Origin of the sequence: Corynebacterium ulcerans (assembly GCF_000767685.1) — a bacterium.
Classification (GTDB): Bacteria; Actinomycetota; Actinomycetes; order Mycobacteriales; family Mycobacteriaceae; genus Corynebacterium; species Corynebacterium ulcerans.
On the sequence record NZ_CP009622.1, the window covers coordinates 1,212,673 to 1,239,279 of the forward strand.

22 protein-coding genes are annotated in these 26,607 nt (G+C 51.6%); 4 read left to right on the forward strand and 18 right to left on the reverse strand.

All coding sequences use genetic code 11. The features are described from left to right. Positions 1-3 precede the first annotated feature (3 nt). From CULFRC11_RS05525 to CULFRC11_RS05560, 8 genes are all read right to left on the reverse strand, one after another. The gene (locus tag CULFRC11_RS05525; protein WP_023635687.1) at positions 4-993 is read right to left on the reverse strand and encodes a helix-turn-helix transcriptional regulator; all 990 of its coding nucleotides are present in this window, start codon (positions 991-993) and stop codon (positions 4-6) included. Next, positions 993-1,982 (reverse strand): helix-turn-helix transcriptional regulator, encoded by a 990-nt coding sequence (locus CULFRC11_RS05530; RefSeq protein ID WP_023635688.1) that lies wholly within the window; start codon positions 1,980-1,982, stop codon positions 993-995. Before CULFRC11_RS05530 ends, CULFRC11_RS05525 begins: the two co-directional genes overlap by 1 nt. After that, positions 1,979-3,436, reverse strand: a complete 1,458-nt coding sequence (gene pafA / locus CULFRC11_RS05535; RefSeq protein WP_023635689.1) for a Pup--protein ligase — start codon at positions 3,434-3,436, stop codon at positions 1,979-1,981. The genes CULFRC11_RS05530 and pafA overlap by 4 nt, the downstream gene beginning before the upstream one ends. A gap of 4 nt (positions 3,437-3,440) precedes the next feature. Beyond that, on the reverse strand, positions 3,441-3,635 hold the full coding sequence (locus tag CULFRC11_RS05540; RefSeq protein ID WP_023635690.1) for a ubiquitin-like protein Pup: 195 nt from the start codon (positions 3,633-3,635) through the stop codon (positions 3,441-3,443). Between the two features lie 101 nt (positions 3,636-3,736). Next, entirely contained in the window at positions 3,737-5,269 is a 1,533-nt protein-coding gene (gene dop, locus CULFRC11_RS05545; RefSeq protein ID WP_023635691.1) for a depupylase/deamidase Dop, read from the reverse strand. Then, the gene (gene arc / locus CULFRC11_RS05550; protein WP_023635692.1) at positions 5,266-6,846 is read right to left on the reverse strand and encodes a proteasome ATPase; all 1,581 of its coding nucleotides are present in this window, start codon (positions 6,844-6,846) and stop codon (positions 5,266-5,268) included. The genes dop and arc overlap by 4 nt, the downstream gene beginning before the upstream one ends. 189 nt (positions 6,847-7,035) lie before the next feature. Next, entirely contained in the window at positions 7,036-7,872 is an 837-nt protein-coding gene (locus tag CULFRC11_RS05555; RefSeq protein ID WP_038620548.1) for a tRNA (adenine-N1)-methyltransferase, read from the reverse strand. 6 nt (positions 7,873-7,878) lie between these two features. Then, positions 7,879-9,198: a M18 family aminopeptidase gene (locus tag CULFRC11_RS05560; protein ID WP_051373202.1), complete on the reverse strand. Its 1,320-nt coding sequence runs from the start codon at positions 9,196-9,198 to the stop codon at positions 7,879-7,881. A 154-nt stretch (positions 9,199-9,352) separates the two neighbouring features. Between CULFRC11_RS05560 and CULFRC11_RS05565 the strand changes: the two genes are divergently transcribed. Continuing rightward, positions 9,353-10,243, forward strand: coding sequence for a RecB family exonuclease (locus CULFRC11_RS05565; protein ID WP_031270282.1), 891 nt, complete (start codon positions 9,353-9,355; stop codon positions 10,241-10,243). A 231-nt stretch (positions 10,244-10,474) separates the two neighbouring features. Continuing rightward, positions 10,475-10,744 carry a HigA family addiction module antitoxin gene (locus tag CULFRC11_RS05570; RefSeq protein ID WP_014836370.1) on the forward strand — a complete coding sequence of 90 codons (270 nt, stop codon included), beginning with the start codon at positions 10,475-10,477 and terminating at the stop codon, positions 10,742-10,744. A gap of 56 nt (positions 10,745-10,800) precedes the next feature. On the opposite strand, the gene CULFRC11_RS05575 is transcribed toward CULFRC11_RS05570, so the two are convergent. From CULFRC11_RS05575 to CULFRC11_RS05620, 10 genes are all read right to left on the reverse strand, one after another. Continuing rightward, on the reverse strand, positions 10,801-12,450 hold the full coding sequence (locus tag CULFRC11_RS05575) for a formate--tetrahydrofolate ligase (RefSeq protein ID WP_023635696.1): 1,650 nt from the start codon (positions 12,448-12,450) through the stop codon (positions 10,801-10,803). 124 nt (positions 12,451-12,574) lie between these two features. Beyond that, positions 12,575-14,005 carry an aspartate ammonia-lyase gene (gene aspA / locus CULFRC11_RS05580; RefSeq protein ID WP_014525758.1) on the reverse strand — a complete coding sequence of 477 codons (1,431 nt, stop codon included), beginning with the start codon at positions 14,003-14,005 and terminating at the stop codon, positions 12,575-12,577. 403 nt (positions 14,006-14,408) lie between these two features. Next, positions 14,409-15,716, reverse strand: a complete 1,308-nt coding sequence (locus CULFRC11_RS05585) for an anaerobic C4-dicarboxylate transporter (RefSeq protein ID WP_038620551.1) — start codon at positions 15,714-15,716, stop codon at positions 14,409-14,411. Between the two features lie 432 nt (positions 15,717-16,148). Continuing rightward, a complete protein-coding gene (gene hisG, locus CULFRC11_RS05590; RefSeq protein WP_023635697.1) occupies positions 16,149-16,994 on the reverse strand; it encodes an ATP phosphoribosyltransferase in 846 nt (281 codons plus the stop codon). 15 nt (positions 16,995-17,009) lie between these two features. After that, positions 17,010-17,273, reverse strand: coding sequence for a phosphoribosyl-ATP diphosphatase (locus tag CULFRC11_RS05595; protein ID WP_013911482.1), 264 nt, complete (start codon positions 17,271-17,273; stop codon positions 17,010-17,012). A 28-nt stretch (positions 17,274-17,301) separates the two neighbouring features. Then, positions 17,302-17,985: an HAD family hydrolase gene (locus tag CULFRC11_RS05600; RefSeq protein WP_023635698.1), complete on the reverse strand. Its 684-nt coding sequence runs from the start codon at positions 17,983-17,985 to the stop codon at positions 17,302-17,304. A gap of 88 nt (positions 17,986-18,073) precedes the next feature. Then, on the reverse strand, positions 18,074-21,673 hold the full coding sequence (gene metH / locus CULFRC11_RS05605) for a methionine synthase (protein WP_023635699.1): 3,600 nt from the start codon (positions 21,671-21,673) through the stop codon (positions 18,074-18,076). 102 nt (positions 21,674-21,775) lie between these two features. After that, on the reverse strand, positions 21,776-22,216 hold the full coding sequence (locus CULFRC11_RS05610) for a hypothetical protein (protein WP_023635700.1): 441 nt from the start codon (positions 22,214-22,216) through the stop codon (positions 21,776-21,778). Between the two features lie 63 nt (positions 22,217-22,279). Then, positions 22,280-23,539: a cysteine--1-D-myo-inosityl 2-amino-2-deoxy-alpha-D-glucopyranoside ligase gene (gene mshC, locus CULFRC11_RS05615; RefSeq protein WP_031270283.1), complete on the reverse strand. Its 1,260-nt coding sequence runs from the start codon at positions 23,537-23,539 to the stop codon at positions 22,280-22,282. Positions 23,540-23,653: 114 nt separating this feature from the next. Next, positions 23,654-24,541, reverse strand: a complete 888-nt coding sequence (locus CULFRC11_RS05620; protein WP_014525764.1) for an undecaprenyl-diphosphate phosphatase — start codon at positions 24,539-24,541, stop codon at positions 23,654-23,656. A 27-nt stretch (positions 24,542-24,568) separates the two neighbouring features. Here CULFRC11_RS05620 and CULFRC11_RS05625 point away from each other — a divergent pair, with 27 nt between their 5' ends. Together CULFRC11_RS05625 and CULFRC11_RS05630 are read left to right on the forward strand one after the other, a co-directional pair. Then, a complete protein-coding gene (locus CULFRC11_RS05625) occupies positions 24,569-25,471 on the forward strand; it encodes an aldo/keto reductase (protein WP_031270285.1) in 903 nt (300 codons plus the stop codon). 94 nt (positions 25,472-25,565) lie between these two features. Further along, entirely contained in the window at positions 25,566-26,606 is a 1,041-nt protein-coding gene (locus tag CULFRC11_RS05630) for a hypothetical protein (RefSeq protein WP_023635703.1), read from the forward strand. Position 26,607: the final 1 nt, after the last annotated feature.

Below are 26,607 nucleotides of genomic sequence, written 5' to 3' on the forward strand. Positions count from 1 at the left end.
CGTTTATTTGCTGCTTGTTACTCGTTTTGGATCATACACGCTCAATGCAAGCTTGGCGCGATCTTGCACTGCTTGAGCAAGGTCACGTGGAGCTATCACGCGTACTCGATCAAGATTGCTTAAGGCAAATTGTATAACCCATTCTTTAGAGACCAGCGGAAGCACCACCTCGTACCAGCCTTTCTCATTGACCTGTTCGACTTCTAACGGGATGGTATCTGCGAGCCAGAGTGCTTCTGCGGAGAGCTCGAGCTTGGCAAATTCCGAGGTGGCAGAGAAGTTGAAGGGGTCTGACTCGTCAAAGGTAGCCCGTTCCAATCGCGGGGTAGCTCGGAGCTCGGTGAGCGCGATAGAGCTCATGGCTGAGACCCGAAATGTCCGGTGGGACTCACTGGCGTCTTCCCAAGCTGTGAGGTATGTCTCTCCTTCGTTGGTGAAGATGCGACTTGCGCTCACCACACGGTGGGATAATTCGTCGCGATTACGGTTGTAATAATCGAATTCAATTTGAGTGCGAGTGTTCATCGATTCCCGGATCCTTTCTAGATCCGGCTCGGGTGCAAGGTCATTCCCCAAAGCTGTGGAGTCAAAGATTCCATGGGTCTCTTTCCCCATGGTTTTCCGTAATTTCTCGGCTGCTGATAGTACAGCTGAACGTTTTACGAGTCCTGGGACCTGCTCTAGCGTTTCCAACGCAAGCAAAAGAGCGCCCGCTTCGGTGTGAGTGAGCCGTAGAGGAGCATCCATCCCCTGATTATTGATCACGGTGACTGAACGCAGCTCCGCGTCTAGATCGACAAGCTCGTCAGGAAAAGTTCCTGGACCACAGCAGAATAGCCGACTGAGGTCTTCTTGAACCTGACTAGGAGAAAGTCCAAGATCTGTAGCCGCCTCCATCATTGAGCGACCTGGGTGCGCTTCAAAATATGGCAGGAGGTTAAGCAAGCGGACAAGATCTGTCAAACGCCTATTTTTGCTTTTCGACGTAGCCATTAGGGCTCCTCTGCTGCAGAAGAAAGTAAAGAAACTATGTCTGAAATGACGTCCTGGGGTTCAACGACTATTGCTGAAGGCGCGAGGGCTACTGCAGTTCGCACCAGCCAATCCCGGTCAACGTCGATAAGCGAATAGCTCCCGTCGTGATTACGGGTACCGCGTGAGCTGAACTCAAACCCGTGACCTTCTTTAACTTTTACCGTCGCATTGACCAGCACTTGGCCTTGCCTTAACTGTTCTTCTACTAGCTCTTGCAAGTTTGTCCCTGGTTCCGGCGAATGGAACATATCCTCGGACGCAATGGGCTCTGGCTTTGTCACAGAAACGATCCGGGTAATGCGGAAAACTCGTTTTTCTTGGCGCTCGATGTCAAAGCCGACTAAATACAGGCGATCTCGGTGGGAAACAATCCCCCAGGGATCCATGGTTCGCCATTGTGGCGCAGATGCTTTATTGCGGAGGTATTCAAAACGAAGCCGCTTGTTGCTCCGACAGGCTTCTAATATTGAGTCAAAGTGAGAAGTTGAAAGTGAATTCCAGTCGTTTACGGGATGGAAACGAGGTGTTGCGGTTAACTCACGATCAATGCCTGAGGCCGCGATCTTAGTCCAACCGGAACGAGAAAAAGTTGCTAGTTCATCGCCTAGACCCATCTGCCCGGCAAGTGCGAGAACCGTTGCTTCTTCGGCAGTAAAATTCACTTTTTTCAGTGGGTATTCTTCCGCCTGGAGTCGGTACGCAGTCTGTGCATTAGTGGCTACTGTCTCAATGGGAACACCAGCGCGTAGTAATGCCGTGCGGTCCCGTTTGAACAATTGATGCGCTGCCTCATAGGAGCGGATCTCCCCTGTCTCTGGGTTTTTCTTATATCCCTCAACATGTTCGATAATCCATTCCGCTGTGAGATAGCGGTGTCCGCGGCTTTCAGCGTTAAGGAATGCAAAAGTAACGTTGACGATCCGCTCCATGACCGTGTCTTTTTTCACTCCTGAACACCTTCCTGGGCATAAGACTCTGCATGCTGTTCCATGTAAGCGATAAGTTCTTCCACGCGCTCGTCAACCGCAGAGAAGGGGTCTGAGAGCTCTACGATCTGAGGCTCCGGACGGTTGATTTTGAGCCTTAACCAATCCGTGGAGATAGGGGCTCCTAGAAGCGAGGCTGCGTGTAGGAATCGCCCGCGTAGTGCCGCCCGCGTGGTATCAGGGGCGTTGTCTACTGCATAATGGATGTCCTGGTCAGTGATCCACCGATTAACTAATCCTTTAGCTTCTAAGACGCGAAAAAGGCCACGACCTGGACGAATATCGTGATAGGCCAGATCTACTTGAGCCAGTTTGGGGTGCTGGAAATCATGTGGGGCCAATCCCAGTCGTGCTTGGTATTTTTGCAGCATACTGAGCTTTATTACCCAATCGATATCGCGTTCCAGTGCGCTTACATCACCCGATTCGATTGCTGTTGTCACCTTGAGCCAGAGATTTACTATGTCTGCCATCGCAGCGTTGCTAGTCCCGCCGGTTTCTTCCCTGACGTCGAGCCACCGTTGTGCAGCTTCTGCATAACTGCGCTGGATGGATATGGCTTGTTGCTGCGACCCATTCTTGAGCTGGATAAGAGTCTTGCCCGTTGTATCCCGAGAGACATCCCTAATAGCTGCAATCTCATTATCGAGTTCTAGATCTGCAAGATCGAAGCCTGCCTCGATCATTTCTAAAACTAATTGGGTGGAGCCGATTTTAAGGGCGCAGGTTACCTCAGACATGGAGGAATCCCCAACGATAACGTGTAGCCGCCGGAATCGGTGGGAATCCGCGTGCGGCTCATCCCGCGTATTGATGATTGGCCGAGAGCGCGTGGTCGCGCTCGACACGCCTTCCCACACGTGATCAGCACGTTGGGAAATCTGAAACTCTCCATTTTGAATGGATCCAGATCCACAGATGAGCTGGCGAGTAATCAAAAAAGGCAAGAGTTGTTTGCCCAAGGTTTTCAGGACTACGTCTCTGCCTACCAGGTAGTTTTCATGGCAACCATAAGAGTTGCCAAAAGAATCAAGATTGTTTTTAAAAAGATAAACGCTGCCGCCGATGCCCTCAGCTTCTAAGCTCTTTTCCGCAGTAACAGCAAGTTCATTAACGATGACGTCTCCGGCGCGATCGTAGGCAACGAGTTGCGCTAGAGAATCGCATTCTGCGGAAGCGTACTCCGGGTGCGAACCTACGTCGAGGTAAAGGCGAGAACCATTAGGCACAAAGACGTTCGAGCTAGACCAGCGCTCTACTACTGGTCGGAACATATACCGAGCAATCTCGTCGGCGTTTAAGCGACGACTGCCTCCCTCGGACACACACGTTATCCCGTACTCGGTTTCAACTCCAGTGATTCGCCTGGTAAAAGCCGCGTGGGGTGCTACTGCGTGGGAATGCGGCGATAACACGGTATTACTGCCCGCCCTTCTGCACGTAAGAACGAACAAACTCCTCGGCGTTATTTTCTAAAAGGCCGTCTATTTCATCCAAGAGATCATCGACGCCGGTTGTTGAAATCTGTGCTTGAGCTGCGCCGAGTGTAGGGTCCGGGAAGTCGTCGTTAGAGTTGGAACCGCCAGCATTCATATTTTTTTGTTGGGAGCTCATGAGTTAAAGAAATCTCCTTGATCCTGGGTCTTGGTGGACTGCGTTCATTACAACTTAGGCTAACGTAACGTGATCTTACGCGTGTGTAAAAGAGGTGCGGTTTATTCTGATTGAGGCAGCAATCTTTCTACTGGCGCAAGGTGCTCGATCCGTTGGATGAGGCTGTCAACATTGCCGTTGAGGTCTGCAAAAGCTTCTTTGGAAGAAGAACAGCAGAGGGTATCAAGTTGTGGGAGAGCGATTTTCACATGGGAGGGGCCATCGGCGATGATGATGCTTTCCCAGTTAGCGGCCACTATTTTGCCTGGCAATGATTCGATCACATGCCCTCGGAAATAGGCGCGAGAGTCTAAAGGACTCTTCCATGCGGCATGAGTGATCTCTTCGGGCGTGGCTAGGGTGCGCATTCTTCCTTTGCGTACCAAGGCATGAAAGAGGCTCTTGGCGGGGTCGATATCAGAATATTGCAGATCGATGAGCTTTATCTTGGCGTCTGCGATGGAGACTCCCCGGGCTTCGTATGATCGGATGAGCGCAAGTTTGGCGCACCAATCGAGTAGATGCGCAGCATGCTGTGGACCTTTGCTCAGTGCCTCTACGGCTTCATCCCACGTAGTGATTACGCGTTTTTCCACGTCAGTAGTGGCGTTGAGCCTTTCGCGATATTGTGCGAGTAACTCAAGGGCAGTGAGTTTTCGGCCATCAGATAGCGTCAAACGATGCGATAGCTCTAGGTCGCGGGACACTGCGCTTACCTCGGCCACAGCGTTACTGAGTTTCAAGTCACTGAAGTCAACCCCTTTTTCTATCGCATCAATGACCAGCGCTGTCATCCCTAGTTTGAGGAAAATCGAGGTGTGGGACATATTGGCATCCCCGATGATCACATGGAGCCTGCCGTAGCGTTCTGCAGCGGCGTGGGGTTCATCACGAGTATTAATGATCCCTCGGTTGAGTGTTGTCTCAAGGGAAATCTCTTGCTCGATATAATCTGCACGTTGCGAGATCTGGAAGCCAGCTTTTTCTCCCAGTTGACCGAGGCCCACGCGTCCTGCCCCTACAACGACTTGCCGGGCTACGAAAAACGGAATAAGCGATTGCGCTAGTCGATCAAAATTAGTGTCGCGATGGTACAAGTAGTTTTCATGGCTGCCGTAGCTTGCGCCTTTTCCATCAACATTATTTTTATAAATTTTAAGGGGTGGGCAGGGATCATGATGCTCAAGTATGGATTCCCCCGCCGCGGTTTGTTCTGCGACGAGTTCAGCTGCACGGTTGAGTATCACGTCGCCGGCGACGTCGTAAAGCATGGCGTCGTATGCGTTTGTAGTCTCGGGAGATGAGTACTCGGGGTGTGCATGATCCACATAGAATCGTCCGCCGTTGGTTAGCACGGCATTGGCTACGCCGATAGCGTTGGGATCTATGATCGGGACGCTATGGTACCTTTTCAGGTCAAAACCGCGGGAGTCTCTTAAAGGATGCTCGGCTGCAAAATTCCAGCGTGCGCCGCTAGCGCAGCGTTCTTTCATGCTGAAGGAGACAACCGCATGGGTGGACGTCACTATGGGGCTTAACGTGATATCCGAGGGAGTTGCGATGCCATATTCGGTTTCCGTTCCGATGAATCTCACCGGTGTCCTCCTAAAACTCTAGCGTGGGCTACCCGGATGCCTTGTCTACCGGTGATCCGGCTCCATTCATCTGGATTGGCGGTGTTAGGCAGATCCTCGCTTTCTCGGTTCTCTGCGTCTACTGCGGCGAGTAGATGCGCGGCAGCGATTCCTCGTCCATGCCCGGCAATGTGTTCTTTGATCGCGTATTTTTTCGCACGGTCGACGATATTGGCAATCATGGCGCCGGAGACGAAATCACGGTAATGCAGGATCTCCGTGGTGCCGTCGATAAGCGTTAGTTCCACATAAGGCTTATCCGCAAAAAGATAGTTCACTGTGGTGTGGATAAGGTCGGCGACTGGTTCTGTGACCGGAATATCTTTTGTGAGATGCCTAAAGAATATATCCTGAGCTGCTTTTTTACCGGGCCTTTGGACTCGGATCTTCACGTCTAATCGACCGGGACGCAAGATAGCGGGATCAATGAGCTCTTCGCGGTTAGTGGCACCGATAACGATGACATTGCTTAGGCTTTCCACGCCGTCGAGCTCTGTGAGCAGCTGAGGAACAACGGTTGTCTCCATGTCTGAGCTCACCCCTGAGCCACGAGTCCTAAAGATAGACTCCATCTCATCAAAGAAAATGATGACGGGGCGCCCTTCTTCTGCTAATTCGCGGGCGCGCTCGAAAATGAGCCGAATCCGGCGTTCGGTTTCACCCACGTATTTATTTAAGAGCTCTGGGCCTTTGACGTTAATAAAATAGCTTTGATTTCCCTCCCCTATGCGCTGCGCTAATGAGTGCGCGACGGCCTTGGCAATTAACGTTTTTCCGCAGCCGGGAGGACCATAAAGCAACACGCCTTTGGGGGGATGAAGATCGTAAGCTCGGTAGAGCTCTGGGTGCGCGAAAGGCAACTCTACGGCATCGTGAATCTGCTCGATTTGATCATCAAGGCCGCCGATATCGGCGTACGTGACATCTGGGACTTCTTCGAGCGCTAGTTTGCTGACCTCCGTCTTGGGGATCACCTCATAGGCATAACCAGCTCGGGAATCGACCAGAAGCGTGTCCCCTGCACGCGGTTGCCTGCAAAAGGTTTCTAGCAAAGGGGCCGCTAGCCGCACTATGTGCTCTTCGCCGTTATAGTCCGCGACCAGCGCACGGTTTGTCCCTATCATCTCCACGAGGGTCGCCAGGGAACCGGTGGAATCGAAGTCACAAACTTCTACAACGTGGCTGGCCTCTCCCAGACGAACCTGCACGCCTGGCACCAGCAAGGACTTATTAACAAGCGGAGAAATCTGCAGGCGCATCTTACGCGACGCTGTAAAAACCTCTGCCGTCTTCTTGTCTGAAGAAAACTCCAAGAACGTGCCATACGTGGACGGCGGCGTAGCTAAGTCCTCAATCTGCTCATTCAACACCATGAGCTTATTACGGGAGACTTTGAGCAACTCGGCTAATTTGGCGTTCCGAGCACTTAAATCATCCGCTGTCTTTTGCTGTCGACGGAGCGCTGCCTTGAGTTCCTCAGTGTTGTGCAGCTGATCGTTTAATTCCTCTGCGCGAGCGTTCCCTTGAGCTGAATGCATGATGCTTACCTTACTAACCAACACGCACGGTGAGGAGGCGGGGTTGATTTTAGTGGTTGCTGCAAAGCAAGCCTGGCTCCCCTACCAGCTAAAACGATCACGCATAAAGAAACTGCACCTCCCTGAATACCATCACTTATGATGGTCACTCCATGAGATGCAGCTTAATTAATTTAGCCTGACCCAAAATTATTTTCGGGCACGTCGCTGTGGACGTGGCGGGGTTACGCCGTCGGCAAGCCTGCGTGTCCAGACAAGGAAAGCAGTGTGTGCGTTCATGCGGTGTTCAGGGCGGGTAGCTAGTCCCTCAACGCGCCAGTCACGAACAAGAGATTCCCAGGCGCGGGGCTCTGTAAAGCATTTTTGTTCCCTGATGCCCTCCATGACCTTCATTAATTGTGGCACCGTTGCCACATAGGTCATGAATACACCGCCGGGGATAAGAAGCTTTGAGGCTGTTTCTAGGCACTCCCAGGGCGCAAGCATATCCAGAATAATGCGATCGACGGGCCCGCCGAGTTCATCTGTGGTGATATCGCTAAAGTCTCCTAGGCGCGGTTGCCATGTTGCGGGACGACCACCAAAGAACTCATCGACATTGTTTTCTGCATACTCCAGGTGATCTTCGCGGATTTCGTAGGAGAAAACCGTGCCCTTTTCCCCTACCGCGCGGAGAAGTGCCATAGATAACGCTCCGGACCCTGCGCCTGCCTCCAGAACTCTCGCCCCTGGGAAGATATCGCCTTCGACCAAGATTTGCGCTGAATCTTTGGGATAGATGACAGCGGCGCCGCGAGGCATAGACAACACATGATCCACCATGAGGTGTCGGAAGCAAAGATACTCATATCCCTGCTCCGACTTGACGATACTCCCCTCTTGCGCCCCGATGATGTCATCGTGGTTGATAGCGCCTTTATGCGTGAAGTACTTGTCGCCTGCATTCAGAACGATGGTTGCATGCCTGCGCTTTGGATCGGTGAGCTGGACGCGATCACCAGGTTGGAAGGGTCCGGAGTTTGCCATGAGCGATTAACCTACCAGATAGCTATGCAATGCCCGCATTAGCATATGGATATCGGAGATACTAGCTAGTTCACGAGCAGAATGCATGGAGAGCAATGGAACCCCTACGTCTACGGTGGGGATACCGAGACGAGTCGCTGTAATCGGTCCTATGGTGGAGCCACAGGGAACAGCGTTATTGCCCACAAACACTTGCGACGGAACACCAGCGCGCTGGCAAGCCTGAATCCATAAGGCTTCCGTTTCTGTATTAGAGGCATACCTTTGGTTCGCGTTAATTTTTAAAGCTGGTCCCGAACCTAGAACCGGGAAATTAGTAGGGTCGTGACGCTCCGGATAATTGGGATGGATAGAGTGTGCAGCGTCCGCAGAAACACACGTTGATGCAGCAATCATTCGGCGGATGCCCTCGTTATTCGACCCCAGAGCCGTTGCGGTGCGATAAATCACGTCTTCCAATATTGGGCCTGCAGCTCCAGTAACAGTCGCGCTGCCAACCTCTTCATGGTCAAAGGCTGCAAGCACGAGGATGTCTGGGCTCCCCTTTTTGCCGACCACTACGTCTTGCGAGGCCTCAACCAAAGCGCAGAGTCCAGGGTAAAGGCTGGAAAGATTGTCGAGCCTTCCACTAGCCAAAAAATCGTTTGTTGCCCCAAAGATTTCGCCCGGCTGGGCATCTGCGGTGATGAGGTCGTGGGAAATAATGTCCTCTGCTTGTACATCGGCAGCGTGCGCCAGTACATCCAGGATGCTGAGATCCGGATGCCCACACGAAAAGACTGGTTGCATATGGCGCTGCTTATCAAGTGTGAGGGCTTTATTGGCGTCCCGGTCCAGGTGAATCGCCAAGCTGGGGATTCTTAAAACTGGTGGGGTGCTTACGAGCCTTGTAGTGCCGTCGCTAAGCCCTAGCTTTCCCGCGAGAACCAACTCGCGGTCAAGCCATGAAGCTAGAATCGGGCCGCCGTAGACTTCCACAGCTGCCTGTTGCCAGCCTGCTGACTGAAGATTAGGAGATAATTTGAGCTTAAAACCAGGCGAGTCAGTATGTGCACCGATAATCCGGAAACCAGATTTTTCAGAAGCACCTTCCGGCACAAACCATGCCATGAGTGCCCCACCGCGAATAAGATAGTGCCCGCCAGGTGAGGCGTTCCACTCTTGAGTTTCTTCTACCTCCTCAAAGCCTGCTTCTTTGAGGATTAATGCGCCTTGTTGCGCGGCATGGAAAGAACTCGGAGAATTGGCGATGTAGCTGACACAATCCCAGGCGAAAGTCTCAACCGCCTGGTGGTCAGTGGTGCTGCTATTACTGCCGGAATCCATCTTTATCTCCTGATTGGTCATGGCTTTTACCTTAGCGATACTGATTGTCTTGCGGCGTGACAGGTGAAGCCTCGCCACTTTTGGTTCAATGTGGTTTTCCGCTTATCGTGGTGGAGCAAGTAGTACTTTCCACGTTCAAAAGATTGCTGGTTCTGTGACTAATCCTAACAACGCGGTTTCTGAGACATCCTTTCTAGGCACCACTCCGGAAGTAAGCGGTACGAGTGTCGGTGAGACACAGCCTCAACGCCCAAAAGGCCTAGCGTTATCCCCGTCGCGTGCCAATGACTATCAACAATGTCCGTTGCTCTATCGTTTTCGAGCTATTGATAAGTTGCCCGAACCAAAGACTGTTGCGCAGGTTAAAGGGACCTTGGTCCACGCGGTGTTGGAAGAGATGCATGCATGGCCGCGTGAGCAGCGGCTCTACCCTGCTGCCGTAAAACGTCTGAAGCCACAGTGGGCAAGAATGTGCGATGAAGATGATGAGCTTAAAGAACTTGTTCCAGAGCATAAGACTCACGATTTCCTGGTGGAATGTCGCACGCTTCTTCGAGGCTACTTTGAAATGGAAAACCCTCAGGGCTTTGATGCCCACGAATGTGAGATGTATATATCTGCTGAGTTGCCTAACGGTGTTCCTGTACGTGGCTTTATAGACCGTGTGGACATAGCCCCTACTGGCGAAGTCCGAGTGGTTGATTATAAGACCGGCAAAAAACCGATACCGCGTTTTAGCCAACAGGCTATCTTTCAAATGCGGTTCTACGCTTTGGTGTATTGGCGGCTTTACGGAAAAATCCCAGATCAGCTCCGTTTGATGTATCTCAAAGTCACCGATTCAATGTTTCTTACGCCTTCCAAAGAGGAGCTGGAGTACTTTGAGCGAGATCTTGGCGACCTGTGGCAAAAAATACTTGGCGACGCAGCGACAGGGGTGTTCCGCCCCAAGACGTCAAAGTTGTGCGGCTGGTGTTCCCATCAGTCACTCTGCCCCGCTTTTGGTGGTACGCCACCTGAATACCCAGGATGCCCTTCTACTTAAGCGTAAGTCTGTATATATCAGCCAAAAGGTTGATATGTCAGCCTAACCAAGCTAGTGGACATGCCAAAGTTCGACCTAAGCTAAACAAGACTGCTGTTTTCGCATTTTCTTGGGCTCTAAGCTCTTTGATCAATAGTGGGCAAAAGGTATCCACCTTCCGCATTATTGATGAGCCTAGGAACAGGAAAGCAGCCCTTATTTACCAGAAATAGTCTGAAAGGTCAGCTGATAGTGTTGAGCAAACGAGATACAACGCCTCGGCACCCAGGTGAGATCCTTGATGCGGATTACCTTAAACCCCGGAAGCTCTCACACTATGACCTGGCAAAGTCACTGCACATTACAGAGACTATGGCGGATCGTTTTATTGCTGGACACATTCCAGTAAACGATGTGATCGCCTTTGGTCTTGGACACCTTTTCCATGAATCGCCAGAGTTGTGGGTGCGTAGGCAAGAAGACTGGGACTTAGCCCAAACTGCTGAAAGTGATTCCGATTAGCCACGGCGTTTGATTGCTTTCTGTGGCGCGTACAACGCCGTGGCTTCTTACCGTAGCTAGAACAAACCGTGGATGTTTCCGTTTTCTACGGTGATCTTCTCGGCTGCTGGGCGCTTGGGCAAGCCTGGCATCGTCATGACGTCACCAGTGAGCGCCAGGATGAACCCAGCACCAATCCGAGGCAGCAAGCTTCTCACGTGCAGTATGTGCCCTTCGGGACGACCTAACTCCGTGGGATCATCGCTAAAGGAATACTGGGTTTTTGAGATGCACACGGGAAGCGTATCCCAGCCGTTGTCCTTGAGATAGTCAAGGTCTCGCTGTGCTTCTTTGCTCAACATGACCTCTTTAGCGCCATAGACTTTTGTAGCGATAGTCTCTAAAGAAGCCTCCAGTCCTTGGCTTGGGTCATAGAGCGGTTCAGAAGATTGTCCCAGCATGTCGGCCACCGCATCGGCGAGCTCAAGAGCCCCTTCCCCTCCCTTAGCCCAGACCTGCACTGGAATCAATCGCACCCCAAAGCCAGCCGCCCAATCTTCCATATACTTCTGCTCTGCGGTGGTATCAGAGGTAAACATGTTGAGCGCTACAACAGGCTCCACACCAAAGTTTCTAATGTTTTCTACGTGCCGCTCAAGGTTGACTATTCCCTGCTTGAGAGCGTCAAGGTTCTCTGAGGTGAGCTGGTCTTTGGCAACACCACCGTTATATTTCAAAGATCGGATAGTAGCAACGATGACTACAGCTGAAGCCGAGAGCTCTCCTGCTCGCATCTTGATATCAAAGAACTTTTCTGCACCAAGATCGGACCCAAAACCGGCCTCCGTAAGAACGACATCACCATAATGCAAAGCAGTCTTGGTTGCAATAAGAGAGTTACAACCGTGAGCAATATTGGCAAAAGGCCCGCCATGGCAAAAAGCGGGGGTTCCGCCAAGGGTTTGAACGAGGTTGGGGTTAATCGCATCGCGCAGCAAAGCCGTCATTGCACCCTGTGCGTTCAGCTCTTTTACAGTGATCGGTTTACCGTCAAAGCTCTGTCCGATCACGATACGAGAGATCCGCTTTTCCAAATCCGATAAGTCGGTGGACAAGCATAGAATCGCCATGATTTCGCTTGCAGCCGTAATTGTAAAACCGGTCTGGGTAGGCGTGCCATGAGGCTTCCCACCAAGACCGGTGACAACGTTGCGCAGCGAGCGATCGTTAACGTCCAAGCAGCGCTGCCACGTAATACGTCGTGCGTCGATACCTAGCTCGTTACCCTGCTGAATATGATTATCGATCATTGCTGCAAGGGTGTTATTCGCGGATGTAATCGCGTGGAAATCACCCGTAAAATGAAGGTTAATGTCCTCCATGGGCACGATCTGAGAATATCCACCTCCAGCAGCACCACCTTTGATCCCCATGACTGGGCCGAGGGAAGGCTCCCGGATAGCAACAATGGCGTTGTGTCCGCGCAACCGCATCGCATCGGAGAGGCCGATCAAGACAGTGGATTTACCTTCTCCTGCAGGGGTTGGGGACATACCAGTTACTAGCACGAGCTTGCCATCTGGTTGGAGTTCTTCTGCAGTGATATCAACTTTGGCTTTTGTTTTGCCGTAAGGAATGAGAGCTTCTGTGCTGATTCCAGCACGCGTTGCAATGTCAACGATGGGCTCCAGAGTGTGAGCCTGGGCGATCTGGACGTCTGAGGGCATGGTCGGGTAAACACTCCTGTTTCAGGGTCGGTGACGTAGCTCAAGAGTAACCGAAAGACCCCGCTCCACGGTACGCGGGGCGGGGTCTGGGCTAAGCGATTGTTAAACGCTTAGTCGGGGGCTACTAATCATCGTAAAGTTTACCAGTAAACTTTGGATTCATGAGGTTTTCTGGGGAAAGAACTTTGTCCAGTTCCTCAGCACTCATCAGATTGTGCTCAAGAACGAGCTCACGAACTGAACGACCAGAGGTTGCGGCTTCTTTACCGATAATGTCGCCATTATGGTGTCCAATGATCGTATTCAGGTAGGTGATGATGCCAATAGAGTTATCTACGTAACCCTGGCAAACCTCGGGGTTAGCGGTAATTCCGTCGATGCACTTCTCACGAAGGGTGTCCGCTGCATTTCCTAGGAGTTGGATCGACTCGAACATGGCCGAAGCAATGACTGGCTCCATGACGTTAAGCTGCAGCTGCCCAGCTTCCGCACCCATGAGGACCGTGACGTCGTTGCCAAACACCTTGAAGCAGACCTGGTTAACAACCTCGGGAATAACTGGGTTGACCTTGGCCGGCATGATGGATGATCCGGCTGCGCGCTCAGGAAGGTTAATCTCGTGGATGCCTGCGCGCGGGCCCGAAGATAGCAGGCGAAGATCGTTACAGATCTTAGAAATCTTCATAGCAGCGCGTTTGACTGCAGAGTGAACCAGGACGTAATCGCCGGTGTCGCTCGTTGCCTCGATGAGGTCGAGTGCAGAGACAATTTCCAGACCAGTTACCTCTGCTAGCGCCTTGGCCGCAGCCTCGGTGAAGCCCTCAGGGGTATTGAGGGCGGTACCGATAGCGGTAGCGCCTAGGTTAACGCCAAGCATGGACTCGGATGCGGTCTTGAGTGCTGCTTGCTCCTCTGCGAGGTTATTAGCAAAAGCATGGAACTCAGCACCCAGGGTCATCGGAACGGCGTCCTGCAGCTGGGTACGGCCCATCTTGAGGATGCCGGAGAACTCCTCGCCTTTGGCGTCGAAAGCTGCACGGAGCTCGTCCAGCTTATGGATGAGCGTTTGCATGCAGTAGTAAACGCCGAGGCGGAAGCCCGTTGGATAGGCATCGTTTGTGGACTGAGACATGTTGACGTCATCGTTAGGATTGATAACGCTGTACTCGCCTTTTTCGTGTCCCAAGTGTTCTAGCGCAAGGTTAGCTACAACCTCGTTGGTGTTCATATTGACCGATGTACCAGCGCCGCCTTGGAAGACGTCGATTGGGAACTGGTCCATGCAGCGGCCTTCATCAATGATCTGATCGCAGGCCCATACAATGGCATCTTTCTTCACGCCTTGAAGCGCGCGCACGCGGTGATTAGCCAGCGCTGTGGCTTTCTTCACCTGGACCATTCCTCGGATGAACTCAGGAATCTCATTGATAGTTTTTCCGGAGATCTGATAATTGTTGATCGCGCGTAGGGTATGCACGCCGTAGTAGAGGTCGTTGGGGACCTCCATTTCACCGAGTAGGTCAACCTCAATGCGGCTGTTCTTGCTCTCTGCCATTGATACCTCTCTTAGGTTCAGGGCTTATTTCTGACTCCCCAAGGGTACGTCACAGAACCATTATTTTTCTGCTTGAAGCAGGCTAAAAACATGCCCCCTACCTGCTATTAGGTAGATATTAAAGGCGTTTATCCATGTCAGAACGATATTGTTCAAACAGACAACCTAATGGAAATCAATGTGGTATTGCTCACCACTTATCAACCCCCTAAAACTACCCCCTATTATGTACCCCCGTTTAAGGAGCTTTGCCCCTCTATGGGGCGATTAGATTGCGCCCACATGGTTTTAATTTTATAAAAATTCCCTAAGGCCAGTGCTCTGTTACACACTGGCCTTAGGGAATTTTCCTTTATAGCTTTTCGACGTCCACCGTTAAGTGACTAAGCCGAAATGGCAGGGGTTAAAGAATAACGCTGCCAAAGAGGAAGCCCAAGGCGACTGCAATAGCGATGCCCACGGTTCCCGGGATCAGGAATGGGTGGTTGAACACGGCCTTGCCAATCCGCGTTGATCCGGTGTCGTCCATCTCCACAGCTGCAAGGAGCGTGGGGTACGTGGGAAGAACGAACAATGCAGAGACGGCTGCAAAGGATGCCACGGCTGTCAGCGGCGATACTCCGATGGCCAGCGCTGCTGGAATAAGGGCCTTTGCCGTAGCTGCCTGAGAATAAAGGAGAGCTGCAGCAGCAAAAAGGACCACTGCGAGCATCCATGGAGAGCTTTCCAGGATATCGCCGGAGAATCCCTTGATGTCATCGATGTAGTGGTTGATAAGAGTGGTACCTAGCCAGGCCACACCTAGTACGCACACGCATGCGGACATGCCAGAACGGAATACCTGCGTGTTGAGGATATCCCCTGCTGGAATTTTACACAGGATGACAGTGATGGTCGCCGCAGTGAGCATCATGGCCATGATTGCTTCATTGCGAGGAAGCGAAGGATCGGAGATGAGACCGACCTGATCGGAAATGAGGGTCGCGTACACCATCACGGCAAGAATGGCGATAAGGAAAATCCATACAGAAAGCTTTGCAGCCTTAGTCGGGATGTACTTCTCTTTCTGACCTGGTGCAGCAACAAGACCTTCGGCTAGACGCTGCTGATATACCGGATCATCTTCTAGGTTCTTGCCCAGACGATTACAAAGCCAAGCGGTTGGGAAGATGGCTAAGAACGTTGAAGGAATAACCACAGCAAGCAGGGAGAGATAACCCACGCCAAGCGGTTCAAGCGCAGTGGCCAAGAAGACTACAGCGGCGGAAATTGGGGAGGCAGTAATGGCCATCTGGGAAGCTGGCACTGCTATCGACAGTGGACGCGAGGGACGTACACCGGATTCCTTGGAGACCTCGACGATGACGGGGAGCGTCGAAAAGGCGGTATGGCCGGTGCCTGCAAAGAGGGTCATTAAGTAGGTGACTACCGGAGCCACATATGTGATGTGCTTGGGATTTTTCCGAAGCATTCTCTCTGCAAGATGCACGAGGTAATCCATGCCGCCGGCGCGCTGCATTGCAGAAATAGCTGCGATAACAGCCATGATGATGCCGATGACGTCGAAGGGGATGTCTTCACGAGTAACAGGTACGCCTGTTGCTCCTAGGAGAAGAACGCCAAGGCCGCCTGCGAATCCAATCGCAATAGAACCGAGCGCGCGCGCGAGAACAATCGCGGCGAGAACGATGATGATGTGGACAAAAACCACTTTTACTCCTGGCCTTTAATAAGGACGTCTGCTTGACGCAGATGCGGGCGGTTTAAACCGTAGAACAAAACCGGGTTGTCAATGATCGCGATCACTGTCATCTGACGCCATCATTTCCAATCACTTTTATTATCGTGCCCTACCCCCTCAGTAAGGAGCAACCTGTAGGTTGTTAGGTAGCCGCCTTCCACATGCATAAGCGATATAAATGGAGGGAAACCTCTCCACCTTAAAGCCAAGGTCAAACTTAATCCAGTAAGAAATATTTTCTGTGTATGAAAGATTGATCACAATGTCAGACGTCTGAATTTTATGCAGGACGCAGGCCAAATTCTTACGGCAGGACACTTTTAGGTTCAGTCTTTGGGAAGAAAAAGATAAGGGCTTTCTTTTCAATCTTCAGATAAGAAAGCCCAAGAAAACCAGTGTGTGTCAAATACGCGCGATCCGGATTTCTGATGCCAGGATAGCCTGAGCCCCCAGGTAGGCTAGTTGATCCATGATGTGGTTGGCTTGGACACGTGGCACCATCGCGCGTACGGCTACCCAATTATCACGAGCAAGAGGTGAAACGGTGGGGCCTGAGATTCCTGGCGTGGTTTTCTTCGCCTCTTCCAACCGGTCACGATCGATGTTGTAATCGAGCATGAGATAATTCTGCGCGTGGAGAATTCCTTCTATTCTTCGCAGGAATATCCGCTGTTCTTCATCCATTGCGTTGCCTTTTCGGCCCACAACCACAGCCTCGGATTCGCACAACGGCTGGCCAAAAGTGGCAAGACCCTGCTTACGCAGCGTACGACCTGTAGAAACCACGTCAGCGATCACATCGGCTACACCAAGTTTGATGGAAATCTCAACGGCGCCGTCAAGCCGTATGACGGAAGCATCGATGCCTCGGCTCGCAAGATCATCACGAACGAGGTTGGGATAGGACGTTGCGATCCTCTTCCCTGCTAAGTCGTGTGGTTCCCATGCTTCTCCTGCAGGAGCAGCATATCTAAATGTGGAATAACCAAAGCCAAGTTGCATGACTTCTGAGACCTCTGCGCGAGAATCTAATGCAAGGTCACGGCCAGTAATTCCTAAATCGAGTTGTCCTCCGGCTACGTAGATTGCAATGTCCTTTGGCCGGAGAAAAAAGAATTCAACGTCATTATTTTTGTCATAAACATTGAGAGTTTTTGACTCCCCGCGCCCCGCATAACCGGCCTCTTTAAGTATCTCCACGGCGGCTTCGGAAAGTGATCCCTTGTTGGGAATGGCTATTTTAAGCATGTCTGGCTCCCAGTCTCACAGAAACTTATAAACGTCTTCGGGAGTCAAACCCCGTTTAACCATGATTACTTGGGCCCAATACAGCAGCTGCGAGATTTCTTCTGCTAATTCGTCATCGGATTGATACTCTGCAGCGAGCCATACTTCTCCGGCTTCCTCAATGACTTTTTTGCCAAGGGTATGCACTCCCGAATCGAGGGCGTGGACAGTTCCAGAATTCTCTGGACGGGTGCGGGCGCGATCAAGGAGTTCTGCATACAAAGAGTCGAAGTTTTTCACGCAGCAATTGTGACATATTTTCCGTTAACTACGTGGAAAGTTTGTTGAACCATCCCTCAATAGTGTTTAGCGTGACGCCAGAAAAATCAGTAGAACCGTGAATGTCGGTCATAAGTGTTACCCCTTGGGGGATGCGCATGCCGTCTTGCTCAGGTACACCGATCACTATGCATCCTGCTGCAAGCGCGGAAAGCATACCGTTGTAGGAATCCTCAAAAGCAATGCAGTTATGTGGCTGAGCTTTTAACCGGCGCGCCGCCTCACAGTAGATATCAGGTGCCGGTTTGGGGTTAGCCACTTCATCCCCGCATACTGTGGTGTCAAAATAAGATTCGCCGATGGCGCGAATAGAGTGCTGTGCTACTCGACGCACAGTATTGGTAGCAATAGCCATAGGAAGCCCAGCGTGACCTGCAGAGCTGAGCAAATTGGAAAGACCAGGCTTGAGCGTTAGTTCCGTTGCAAATAAATCCGATACCTGGGAGAAAAGACGATTTTCCCAGAACTCTCGACTATCTGCATCAAGTGCGAGACCGGCATTATTCGCGCACAACTGTAGCGTGAAATCAAAACTTGCGCCTACGGTTTGCCGTTGTTGATCGGCGGTAAGTCGTTTCCCCATCTCTTCGCTCATAGCAAACGTGGCTTCCGCCCAGATGCCTTCGGAATCGACTAAGGTTCCATCCATATCCCACAAAATTGCTTCGAGCATGCGCACTAGTCTAGCTGGCAGGGCGCTGGTTACGTCGATAAGCTGTGCGCTCTTACTACGCGCGCCCTCCTCGTAGACGTTTTATTAGCTAGACGTTAAAGTACTTCGCCTCCGGATGATAAAGCACGAATGCGTCTGTTGATTGCTCTGGATGGAGCTGGAGTTCCTCGGATAATTCAACGCCGATGCGTTGTGCATCCAGCAGCTCAACCAGAGTTTTTCGATCCTCCAGGTTGGGACAAGAGCCGTAGCCAAAAGAATACCGAGCCCCCAGATAATCTAGGTCAAAAAAGCGCTGAAGATTTTTTGCATCTTTGTCTCCTGCGGAAGAGCCGTCGCTCAACGTTAGCTCGCTCCGCACACGCGCATGCCAATACTCTGCCATGGCTTCAGTGAGCTGCACGCCGACTCCATGTACTTCTAGGTAGTCGCGATAGTTATCTGCCGCGAAAAGTTCATTGGCAAAGTCGGCGATGGGCTGCCCCATAGTTACGAGCTGAAGTGGGAACACATCTACAGTTCCTTGTTCAAGAGAACGTGTCCGTGACTGGATGAAGTCGGCGATGCATAGAAATTTACTGCGTTGCTGTCGTGGAAACGTAAAACGAGCGATTTCGGCAGCGCTGGGGTCGGGTGACTCCAACAATATGACGTCATCTCCCTCAGACACCGCAGGAAAATAACCGTAGATTACAGCTGCATGGTCCAAGATTTTTTCGGCCTTAAGCCGGTCAATCCAGTAGCGCAACCGCGGTCGCCCCTCAGTCTCCACGAGCTCTTCATAGGATGGGCCTGCTGCGCCACGAGTAGCTTTAAGCCCCCATCGTCCCATGAACAAGGCGCGTTCATCGAGTAACGGCAGGTACTCGGACAAATTCAGGCCTTTGACAATCCGTGTGCCCCAGAAAGGCGGAGTGGCAAGAGGTGAGCTTTCCGATACCTGGGACCTGGTGGGAACCACTACCGGTTCAGCCTTAGCCTTGCGCTCAGCGGCTATGTTCTTGGAACGTTCTTTACGCGCCTTACGCTCTGCTTTCTTCAGGGCAGCTTTAATCGCGTCAGGTGAATTGGGATCGAGTCCTTCTCCCCTGATGCGTGCCATAAATTCCTGCATCAGGCGAAGTGATTCAAACGCATCTTTGGCGTAATAAACGTTGCCGTTGTACACCTCAGTGAGATCATCTTCCACGTATGCACGGGTCAGAGCAGCACCACCTAAGATAACGGGAAAATGGGAAGCCTCTGCAGCGTTCATTTCCTGCAGGTTTTCTTTCATGATCACGGTAGATTTGACCAGCAAGCCCGACATACCAATAGCGTCGGCATTATGCTCCTTAGCAGCATCTAGAATATTGGAAATAGGCTGCTTGATGCCGATATTGATTACGTTAAAGCCGTTGTTAGAAAGAATGATGTCGACGAGGTTTTTGCCTATGTCATGAACATCTCCTTTCACCGTAGCGATGACAATCGTTCCATTCCCACCCGTGTCGTCTTCGGCCTCCATAAACTGCTCAAGATAGGCAACGGCGTGCTTCATCGTCTCAGCAGATTGGAGCACAAAAGGAAGCTGCATCTGCCCAGAGCCGAAAAGCTCTCCCACAGTTTTCATTCCCTCAAGCAGGTCTTCATTGATAATCCCCAGCGGCTCTTTTTCTGTCATAGCCTGATCGAGGTCGGCCTCAATACCTGTTTTCTCGCCATCGATGACCCGCTGTGCGATACGTTCAAAGAGGGGCATTGCGGCTAAAGCCTCAGCGCGAGCATTCTTTGCACTGCTGGCGGATACGCCCTCGAAGAGCTGCATAAAAGTTTGCAGAGGATCGTAATCCGCGGTACGCCTGTCATAAACCATGTCCAAAGCTACACGACGCTGCTCCTCATCTATCTTGTTCATCGGCAGAATCTTGGAGCTGTGCGCAATAGCCGAATCGAGACCAACACCGATGCATTCGTTGAGGAAAACTGAATTAAGGACTTGACGAGCCGCAGGGTTCAAGCCAAATGAGATATTAGAAAGCCCCAGCGTCGTGTGGATACGCGGATAACGCTTCTTGAGCTCTCGAATCGCCTCAATGGTCTCAATACCGTCCCGACGAGTTTCTTCTTGCCCGGTAGAAATAGGAAAAGTGAGGCAATCGACGATGATGTCATCTTCTTTGAGCCCCCAGGTCTGAGTTATATCCGTAATGAGGCGTTCTGCGATAGCAACCTTTTGAGCAGCTGTACGCGCCTGACCTTCCTCGTCAATCGTAAGCGCTACTACCGCAGCCCCGTGTTGCTTAACCAAGCGCATAATCCGCTGATACCTGGAGTCGGGGCCATCGCCGTCTTCAAAGTTAACCGAGTTCACAGCACAGCGACCACCCAAGTGCTCAAGACCGACTTGGATGACACCAGGCTCTGTTGAATCAATCATGATCGGTAGCGTCGAACTTGTAGAGAGTAACGACGCTAGCTGGGCCATATCTTGCCGCCCATCGCGACCTACGTAGTCCACGCATAGATCGAGCATGTGCGCACCATCGCGTGTCTGCTGCTTGGCAATATCAACGCAGGTCTCCCAATCCGCTGCCAACATCGCTTCACGGAATGCTTTAGAACCATTCGCGTTGGTGCGTTCTCCGATCATCGTGATGCCAGTATCTTGAGTAAGGTTCACGCTGGTGTAGAGAGAAGATACGGCATCCCCCACCACTGGGTTTCGCTGCGCTTGCTGAGCTGCAGGGACGTTAGCCGTTCCAACAATAGCGTCCCGAACCGCTGAGATATGGGACGGAGTGGTACCGCAACACCCTCCAACCATGCTGAGCCCATAATCGTTAACAAAACCTTTGAGCGCTGCTGCCAACTCCCGAGCAGAAAGTGGATATTCGGCACCATTTTTGCCGAGCACTGGCAAACCTGCATTAGGCATCACTGAGACCGGGATGCCTGCATTATGAGAAAGGAAGCGAAGATGCTCACTCATCTCGTCAGGCCCAGTCGCACAGTTGAGACCGATCATGTCTATCCCCAGTGGTTCAAGAGCAGTGAGTGCAGCCCCAATTTCGGAACCTAAAAGCATGGTCCCTGTGGTCTCTACTGTTACATGACACACAATAGGGATCTTGATCCCTATTTTTTCAAATGCCTGCTGGCAGCCATGGATAGCAGCTTTAACCTGAAGCAGATCCTGGGCAGTTTCAACCAGAATGGCGTCGGCGCCACCTTCAATCATCCCGGTAGCGGCTTCGGTATAGTACTCACGCAACTCGCCAAAAGGTGCGTGTCCAAGGGAAGGAAGTTTTGTTCCGGGCCCCATAGAGCCGAGGACAAAACGAGTAAGGCCATCTCGGCCGGGGCCGAGCTCGTCGGCAACGTTGCGAGCTATTCGAACGCCCTCATAAGCAAGCTCACGACACCTCTCTGCAATCCCGTAATCAGCAAGATTGGGAAGGTTGCATCCAAAGGTGTTTGTTTCAACGAGATCAGCGCCAGCTTCAAAATATGAACGATGGATCTGAGCCACGACATCTGGACGCGTAACATTAAGAATCTCGTTGCAGCCTTCCAGGCCAAGGAAGTCTTTATCCACATCGAGGTCAAATGCTTGCAGCTGTGTTCCCATGGCTCCATCGCCAATGAGAACGCGGTCTTTCATTGCGTCAAGAAAATCTGTCCGGAAAGGTATAGTTGCTCTAGTCATTGACTAGACAGCTTAGTACGTATTGTGTGAACTGAGTCAATATTTTATGACGAGACGATGCTTTATATTCACAAAGAGGCTCCGGAGTTCATACCGAATCAGCTAATCTTCGTCCTCCAATGCGATAGCTTCTTCATAGGTGGGTAAATCTGCTATTTCTTCGGCGGTTAACCCGATTTCCTCTGCGGCTTTTTCAATGATCCGCTGGAGGTCGGCGTATTCTTCTGCCTCTATGACGGCATATCCGTATGAATGATTGACTGCATCAATATCACTAAACAACACGCCGACGCGCGCTACAAAGTCTAAGTGAGTAAGAGACGCAGCCTGATCCTCAGAACGGCTACTACTGTGCTGAGACAACGGGATAAGTGATTGGGCGAAATCTTGAAGAAGCCCCTCAATCTCAGATACTGCACTTACCTCAAATGGCGGATCCCACCACTCCAATTCGTCTTTTTGAAGATAGCTGCCGGTGGCAAAAGCACGGAGATCTGAAATAAATTCAGCAATACTATCCTCGCACTGAAATCGAGATGTCATTCTTCCTCATCGTCTTAGCCGATATATGTTTGTTTTTGCTGTTTAAAGCAGTTCGAGCAAGGACTAGATTTTCACGCCTAAAAGAGCATCCAAGGCGCATGCCACCAGATCGCCGGCTGAGGTTCGTTTATGAGAAGCCCCATTCTCCTCTACCGTCCCTACTGTTTTTGCCCATGTATCTACAGCCTCAAGCACCTTCGGGGTATCAAGGTCTTGGGACAAGCGAATCCTGATGTTGTGCACGAGGCCTTGAGCGGCTTCCAGATCTGTTGCTGCATTTGCGGCATTAATCCATAGTTCTCTGCGCTTTTCTGCGTCAGAAAGAATCTCATCAGACCATTCACGCGGAGCCCGATAGTGGCCGGAATACAGACCAAGGCGGATAGCAGAAGGATCATGTCCGTCGGCTGTGAGCTGAGAGACAAAAACAAGATTGCCTAAAGATTTGCTCATCTTCATGCCGTCCAAGGCGATCATTCCGGTATGCACGTAGTGGTTGGCCATCCTGTGCACGTGATGGGTTGCTTCCGCGTGTGCGGCAGAAAATTCATGATGCGGAAAGATCAGGTCGGAACCTCCGCCCTGGATAGCAAAATGATGCCCAAGCCTATTGGTAGCGATCGCAGAGCACTCGATATGCCATCCAGGACGTCCTGCACCAAAAGGAGCCTCCCAGGAAGGCTCACCTTCACGTGCAGATCGCCAGATTAATGCATCGAGGGGATCTTTCTTCCCCGGACGGTCAGGATCGCCGCCCCTTTCTGCAAAGAATTCCTCCATGAGGGCACGCGAATAATTAGATTCATACCCAAAATGGTTCGTTGCAGAGATCGAGGCATAGATATCGCGGTATTGATCGACTTCAACGATGTAAGCGGAACCGTTGTTCAACAGAGTCTGGACCATCTCGATGACTTCATCGATTGATTCCATCGCTCCCACGTAGTCGCGGGGTGGAACCACGGATAAGGCTTCCATGTCTGAGCGGAAAAGGTTTATCTGATCAGTGCCCAGTTCTTGCCAGCTCACGCCATCGCGTTCCGCACGCTCGAAAAGCGGGTCGTCCACATCCGTAATATTTTGCACAAAATGGACGGTGTGGCCGGCGTCGATAAGCTGCCGGTTAATGAGATCAAACGCGAGGTATGTCGCTGCATGCCCTAGGTGCGTGGAGTCATAAGGAGTAATGCCACACACATACACACCGACTTCCCCATTGCTACAGTCCACCGGCTTAATCACGCGGTCAGCTGTGTCGTACAGGGAAAGCGCTACTTTTTCTCCCGGTACAGCTGGGATTTTTGGTGCGGGCCATGATTTCATGGCAACCAGAATAACCGCTATCACTGCTCTTGACCGAACTCAATGCGGCCCAGAGCACTCCTTAACGTAGAAAACGTGCCTGTTGCGAGCAGGCACGTGATCTTTCAATGCTGTTTAAGCAGCAAGGACTCCAGTAGCAAGCAGCCCCATGACCAATAAACCAACGGGGATGCGGTACACCGCGAACCAGCTAAACGAGTGGTTGCCCACGAACTTAAGCAGCCATGCGATGGACGCATATCCCAACACAAAAGCAATGCCCGTTCCTACCAATAGTTGCATTCCCGATGCGGCTTGGCCGGCATCCGGGGCAAAGGCGTCGGGGAGCGAAAACAGCCCGGAACCCAATACCGCAGGAATCGCCAGCAAGAAGCTAAAGCGCGTAGCAACTTCGCGGTCGAGCCCTACAAAGAGGCCAGCAGAGACTGTTCCGCCGGAACGGGAAACTCCTGGAATCAGTGCAAGACACTGTGCAAGGCCCATGATTATGGCGTCTTTCATCGTCAATTCTTCAAAGTTACGTTTCTTCGATCCGAATTTTTCGGCAGCGATGAAGACGAATGAAAAGAGAATGAGCACCGTTGCTGTGATCCACAGATTACGGAATGCGTCACGGATGAGATCTTTAGCCAAAACACCAATGATGACCACGGGAAGAGTTCCTACGATCACCATCCACCCCATGCGGTAGTCAAAACCGCGTGCATCCTTATTGAATAAGCCTCGGAACCAACCAGCGACAATCTTTGCAATGTCCTTAGCAAAGTACACCAGCACTGCAAGTTCTGTTCCGAGTTGGACTACTGCTGTAAAGCTTGCCCCAGCATCCTCCCCCCAAAAAAGTTGGGAGATAATTCGCAGATGGCCAGAAGAGCTGATCGGCAAGAACTCAGTAAGCCCCTGCACAATCGATAAAACAATGGTTTGCGCCCAAGATATTTGATCTGCAGAAGCTGCAGAAACCGTCGACACGCTGTCGGCAAGGATGATCGATTCAGTCACAAAGAATCACCGTACTCTACTGTGGAGATGGTGAGAGAAGCAACAGTCGGTTCAAGCGGGTTAAGAGTGTCTACTTTAGGGCTCGGTACAACAACATGGGGACGCAGCACTCCCGAATCGGAGGCTACGGAGATACTCAAGGTTTTCCGCAACGCAGGTGGGACGCTTATCGACGTCTCCCCCAGCGCTGTTGACATCATTGCGCGTCAGCTCGTCACCGACCGCCATGAGTTTGTTGTCTCTGTAAGCAGCGGCGTAAATCCTGCGGCGCCTTTTGGACAACGAGTAGATTGCTCACGACGTAATCTCCTGCACCAATTGGACACCACCTTGCAGCGCCTAAACACGGATTACATAGATCTATGGAACGTGGGCTATTGGGATCCGCATACCCCACCAGATGAAGTCGCCGACACCCTTGCGCATATGATCCAAGTGGGTAAAGTGCGCTATGCGGGCGTGCGTGGCTACAACGGTTGGCAGCTTGCTGTAACACGTCACCGCGATATCATTTCTGCGCAGGCTCCTTATAACTTATTGCAGCGTTCTATTGAAACTGATCTGCTGCCTGCTGCCCAATACTTGGGTGTCGGAGTTATAGCCGGCGCGCCTTTAGCTCAGGGAGTGCTCAGTGGTCAGTACCGCAGGAATATTCCTGGTACCTCACGTGCAGCCTCTCCCGAGGTCTATGCAGATGTGCATGGCTTAATCCCAGAAAGCCACGCCGTAGTCGAAGCTCTGAAGACTGCTGCTGAGGGGCTGGGTATCTCCACAGCTATCACGGCGGCCTCGTGGGTCATTAGCCAACCAGGTATTAGCGCTATGATTGCGACTCCTCGTACAACGCATCATTGCCGAGAACTCATTACGAGCGCGGACGTAACCATTCCTCGTACAATCTCCAAGGCTTTTGACGACGTAACCCTCTAATCGAGTCATCGTACCTGGTTGAATATGCGCTTTTCTTGCTCAACCACAAAACAGGGGCAAAGATGCGGGGTCATATGGCGTTATCAGGAGCTACATGCTGGTAGGGTCATTCTGTGTGAGAAACGCACAGAGCACGTCGGGAGTCCAAAGAACTGCGATCGCGGGGATGCTCGCACTATCTTTAAGCCTTGTTGCTTGTACGAAAGAAAATGGTCCTAATCCACAAGATTCCGGGGTACAAGGAAATGCGACGGCACAAAAGTCACCGGCTTCTTCCTCGCCGTCAGGACAGGTTATTCCTTTTGCATCCATCCTAGGGCTGCAAAAGGCTGGGGATATCCTTGCTGTGAGAGAAAAAACTGTGCTTCACGTGGGGCCTACCAAAGCTTTTTATGAGGGAACCCAAACAAAGATTGATGTACAAGAAGCCTGCGGTGCGCTCACTGCAACTGCCCAGGAATTTATCCTCCCATGCCCCGATGGAGTGCATGTTGTCCATGCTCGGACTCCTGATACTCATGATGTGGCCACTCAAGAGCCCGCAACAGTCGCGGCTAAAACGACAAGCGGAGAGATCATCGCGGGCGACTCAGATACAGCGAGTTTGAAAGTGTATCGCAGCGATAAAGCCCCCCAGAGCATCAAGACAGAATTCATCACCAACCAGATTGTTGCTATACCTGTGGATGGTCAGCCTGATGCCGTGGCTCGCGTTAACAATGAGCATACCGTCATTCAGGATATTCGCTGGTCAGAAGGTGAAAGTGGTGCTCTGTTGCGTGTTGGGCGTGGAGTCGGACAGATTGCTCCTGCTGAACAATCAATTCTCTTAGCATCCGACACTATTGGCGGCCAGCTGATGGTGTATGGCGCAGAAGAAGTGATCAGACTTCATCAGTCCTCTCCCGTAGGAGTAAGCCCATGGGCGGTAGCTTGGGATAAAAAGAATCAACAGGCGTGGGTGAGCACGACCTCTGATAACAAGCTAACTGCGTATAGCATTTCAAGCGGAACTGCAGAGCGGAAGCGCCATTACTCCTCCGTTGCGGATGTGCATTCGATGGTGGTGCTTGACGACGCCACCGTGATTGCAGGCTCTGCTACCGGCGACGGTCTCCAAATTATTAAACCCTAAG

Bases quoted from the DNA above. Each gene is read 5' to 3' on its own strand.
- CULFRC11_RS05555 (WP_038620548.1), bottom strand. From the start codon at position 7,872: ATGGCAAACTCCGGACCCTTCCAACCTGGTGATCGCGTCCAGCTCACC.
- CULFRC11_RS05600 (WP_023635698.1), bottom strand. From the start codon at position 17,985: ATGCTCGAAGCAATTTTGTGGGATATGGATGGAACCTTAGTCGATTCC.
- hisG (WP_023635697.1), bottom strand. From the start codon at position 16,994: ATGCTTAAAATAGCCATTCCCAACAAGGGATCACTTTCCGAAGCCGCC.
- CULFRC11_RS05525 (WP_023635687.1), bottom strand. From the start codon at position 993: ATGGCTACGTCGAAAAGCAAAAATAGGCGTTTGACAGATCTTGTCCGC.
- CULFRC11_RS05575 (WP_023635696.1), bottom strand. From the start codon at position 12,450: ATGCCCTCAGACGTCCAGATCGCCCAGGCTCACACTCTGGAGCCCATC.
- aspA (WP_014525758.1), bottom strand. From the start codon at position 14,005: ATGGCAGAGAGCAAGAACAGCCGCATTGAGGTTGACCTACTCGGTGAA.
- CULFRC11_RS05560 (WP_051373202.1), bottom strand. From the start codon at position 9,198: ATGGATTCCGGCAGTAATAGCAGCACCACTGACCACCAGGCGGTTGAG.
- mshC (WP_031270283.1), bottom strand. From the start codon at position 23,539: ATGAAATCATGGCCCGCACCAAAAATCCCAGCTGTACCGGGAGAAAAA.
- CULFRC11_RS05540 (WP_023635690.1), bottom strand. From the start codon at position 3,635: ATGAGCTCCCAACAAAAAAATATGAATGCTGGCGGTTCCAACTCTAAC.
- metH (WP_023635699.1), bottom strand. From the start codon at position 21,673: ATGACTAGAGCAACTATACCTTTCCGGACAGATTTTCTTGACGCAATG.
- arc (WP_023635692.1), bottom strand. From the start codon at position 6,846: ATGCATTCAGCTCAAGGGAACGCTCGCGCAGAGGAATTAAACGATCAG.
- CULFRC11_RS05625 (WP_031270285.1), top strand. From the start codon at position 24,569: ATGGTGAGAGAAGCAACAGTCGGTTCAAGCGGGTTAAGAGTGTCTACT.
- CULFRC11_RS05610 (WP_023635700.1), bottom strand. From the start codon at position 22,216: ATGACATCTCGATTTCAGTGCGAGGATAGTATTGCTGAATTTATTTCA.
- CULFRC11_RS05630 (WP_023635703.1), top strand. From the start codon at position 25,566: ATGCTGGTAGGGTCATTCTGTGTGAGAAACGCACAGAGCACGTCGGGA.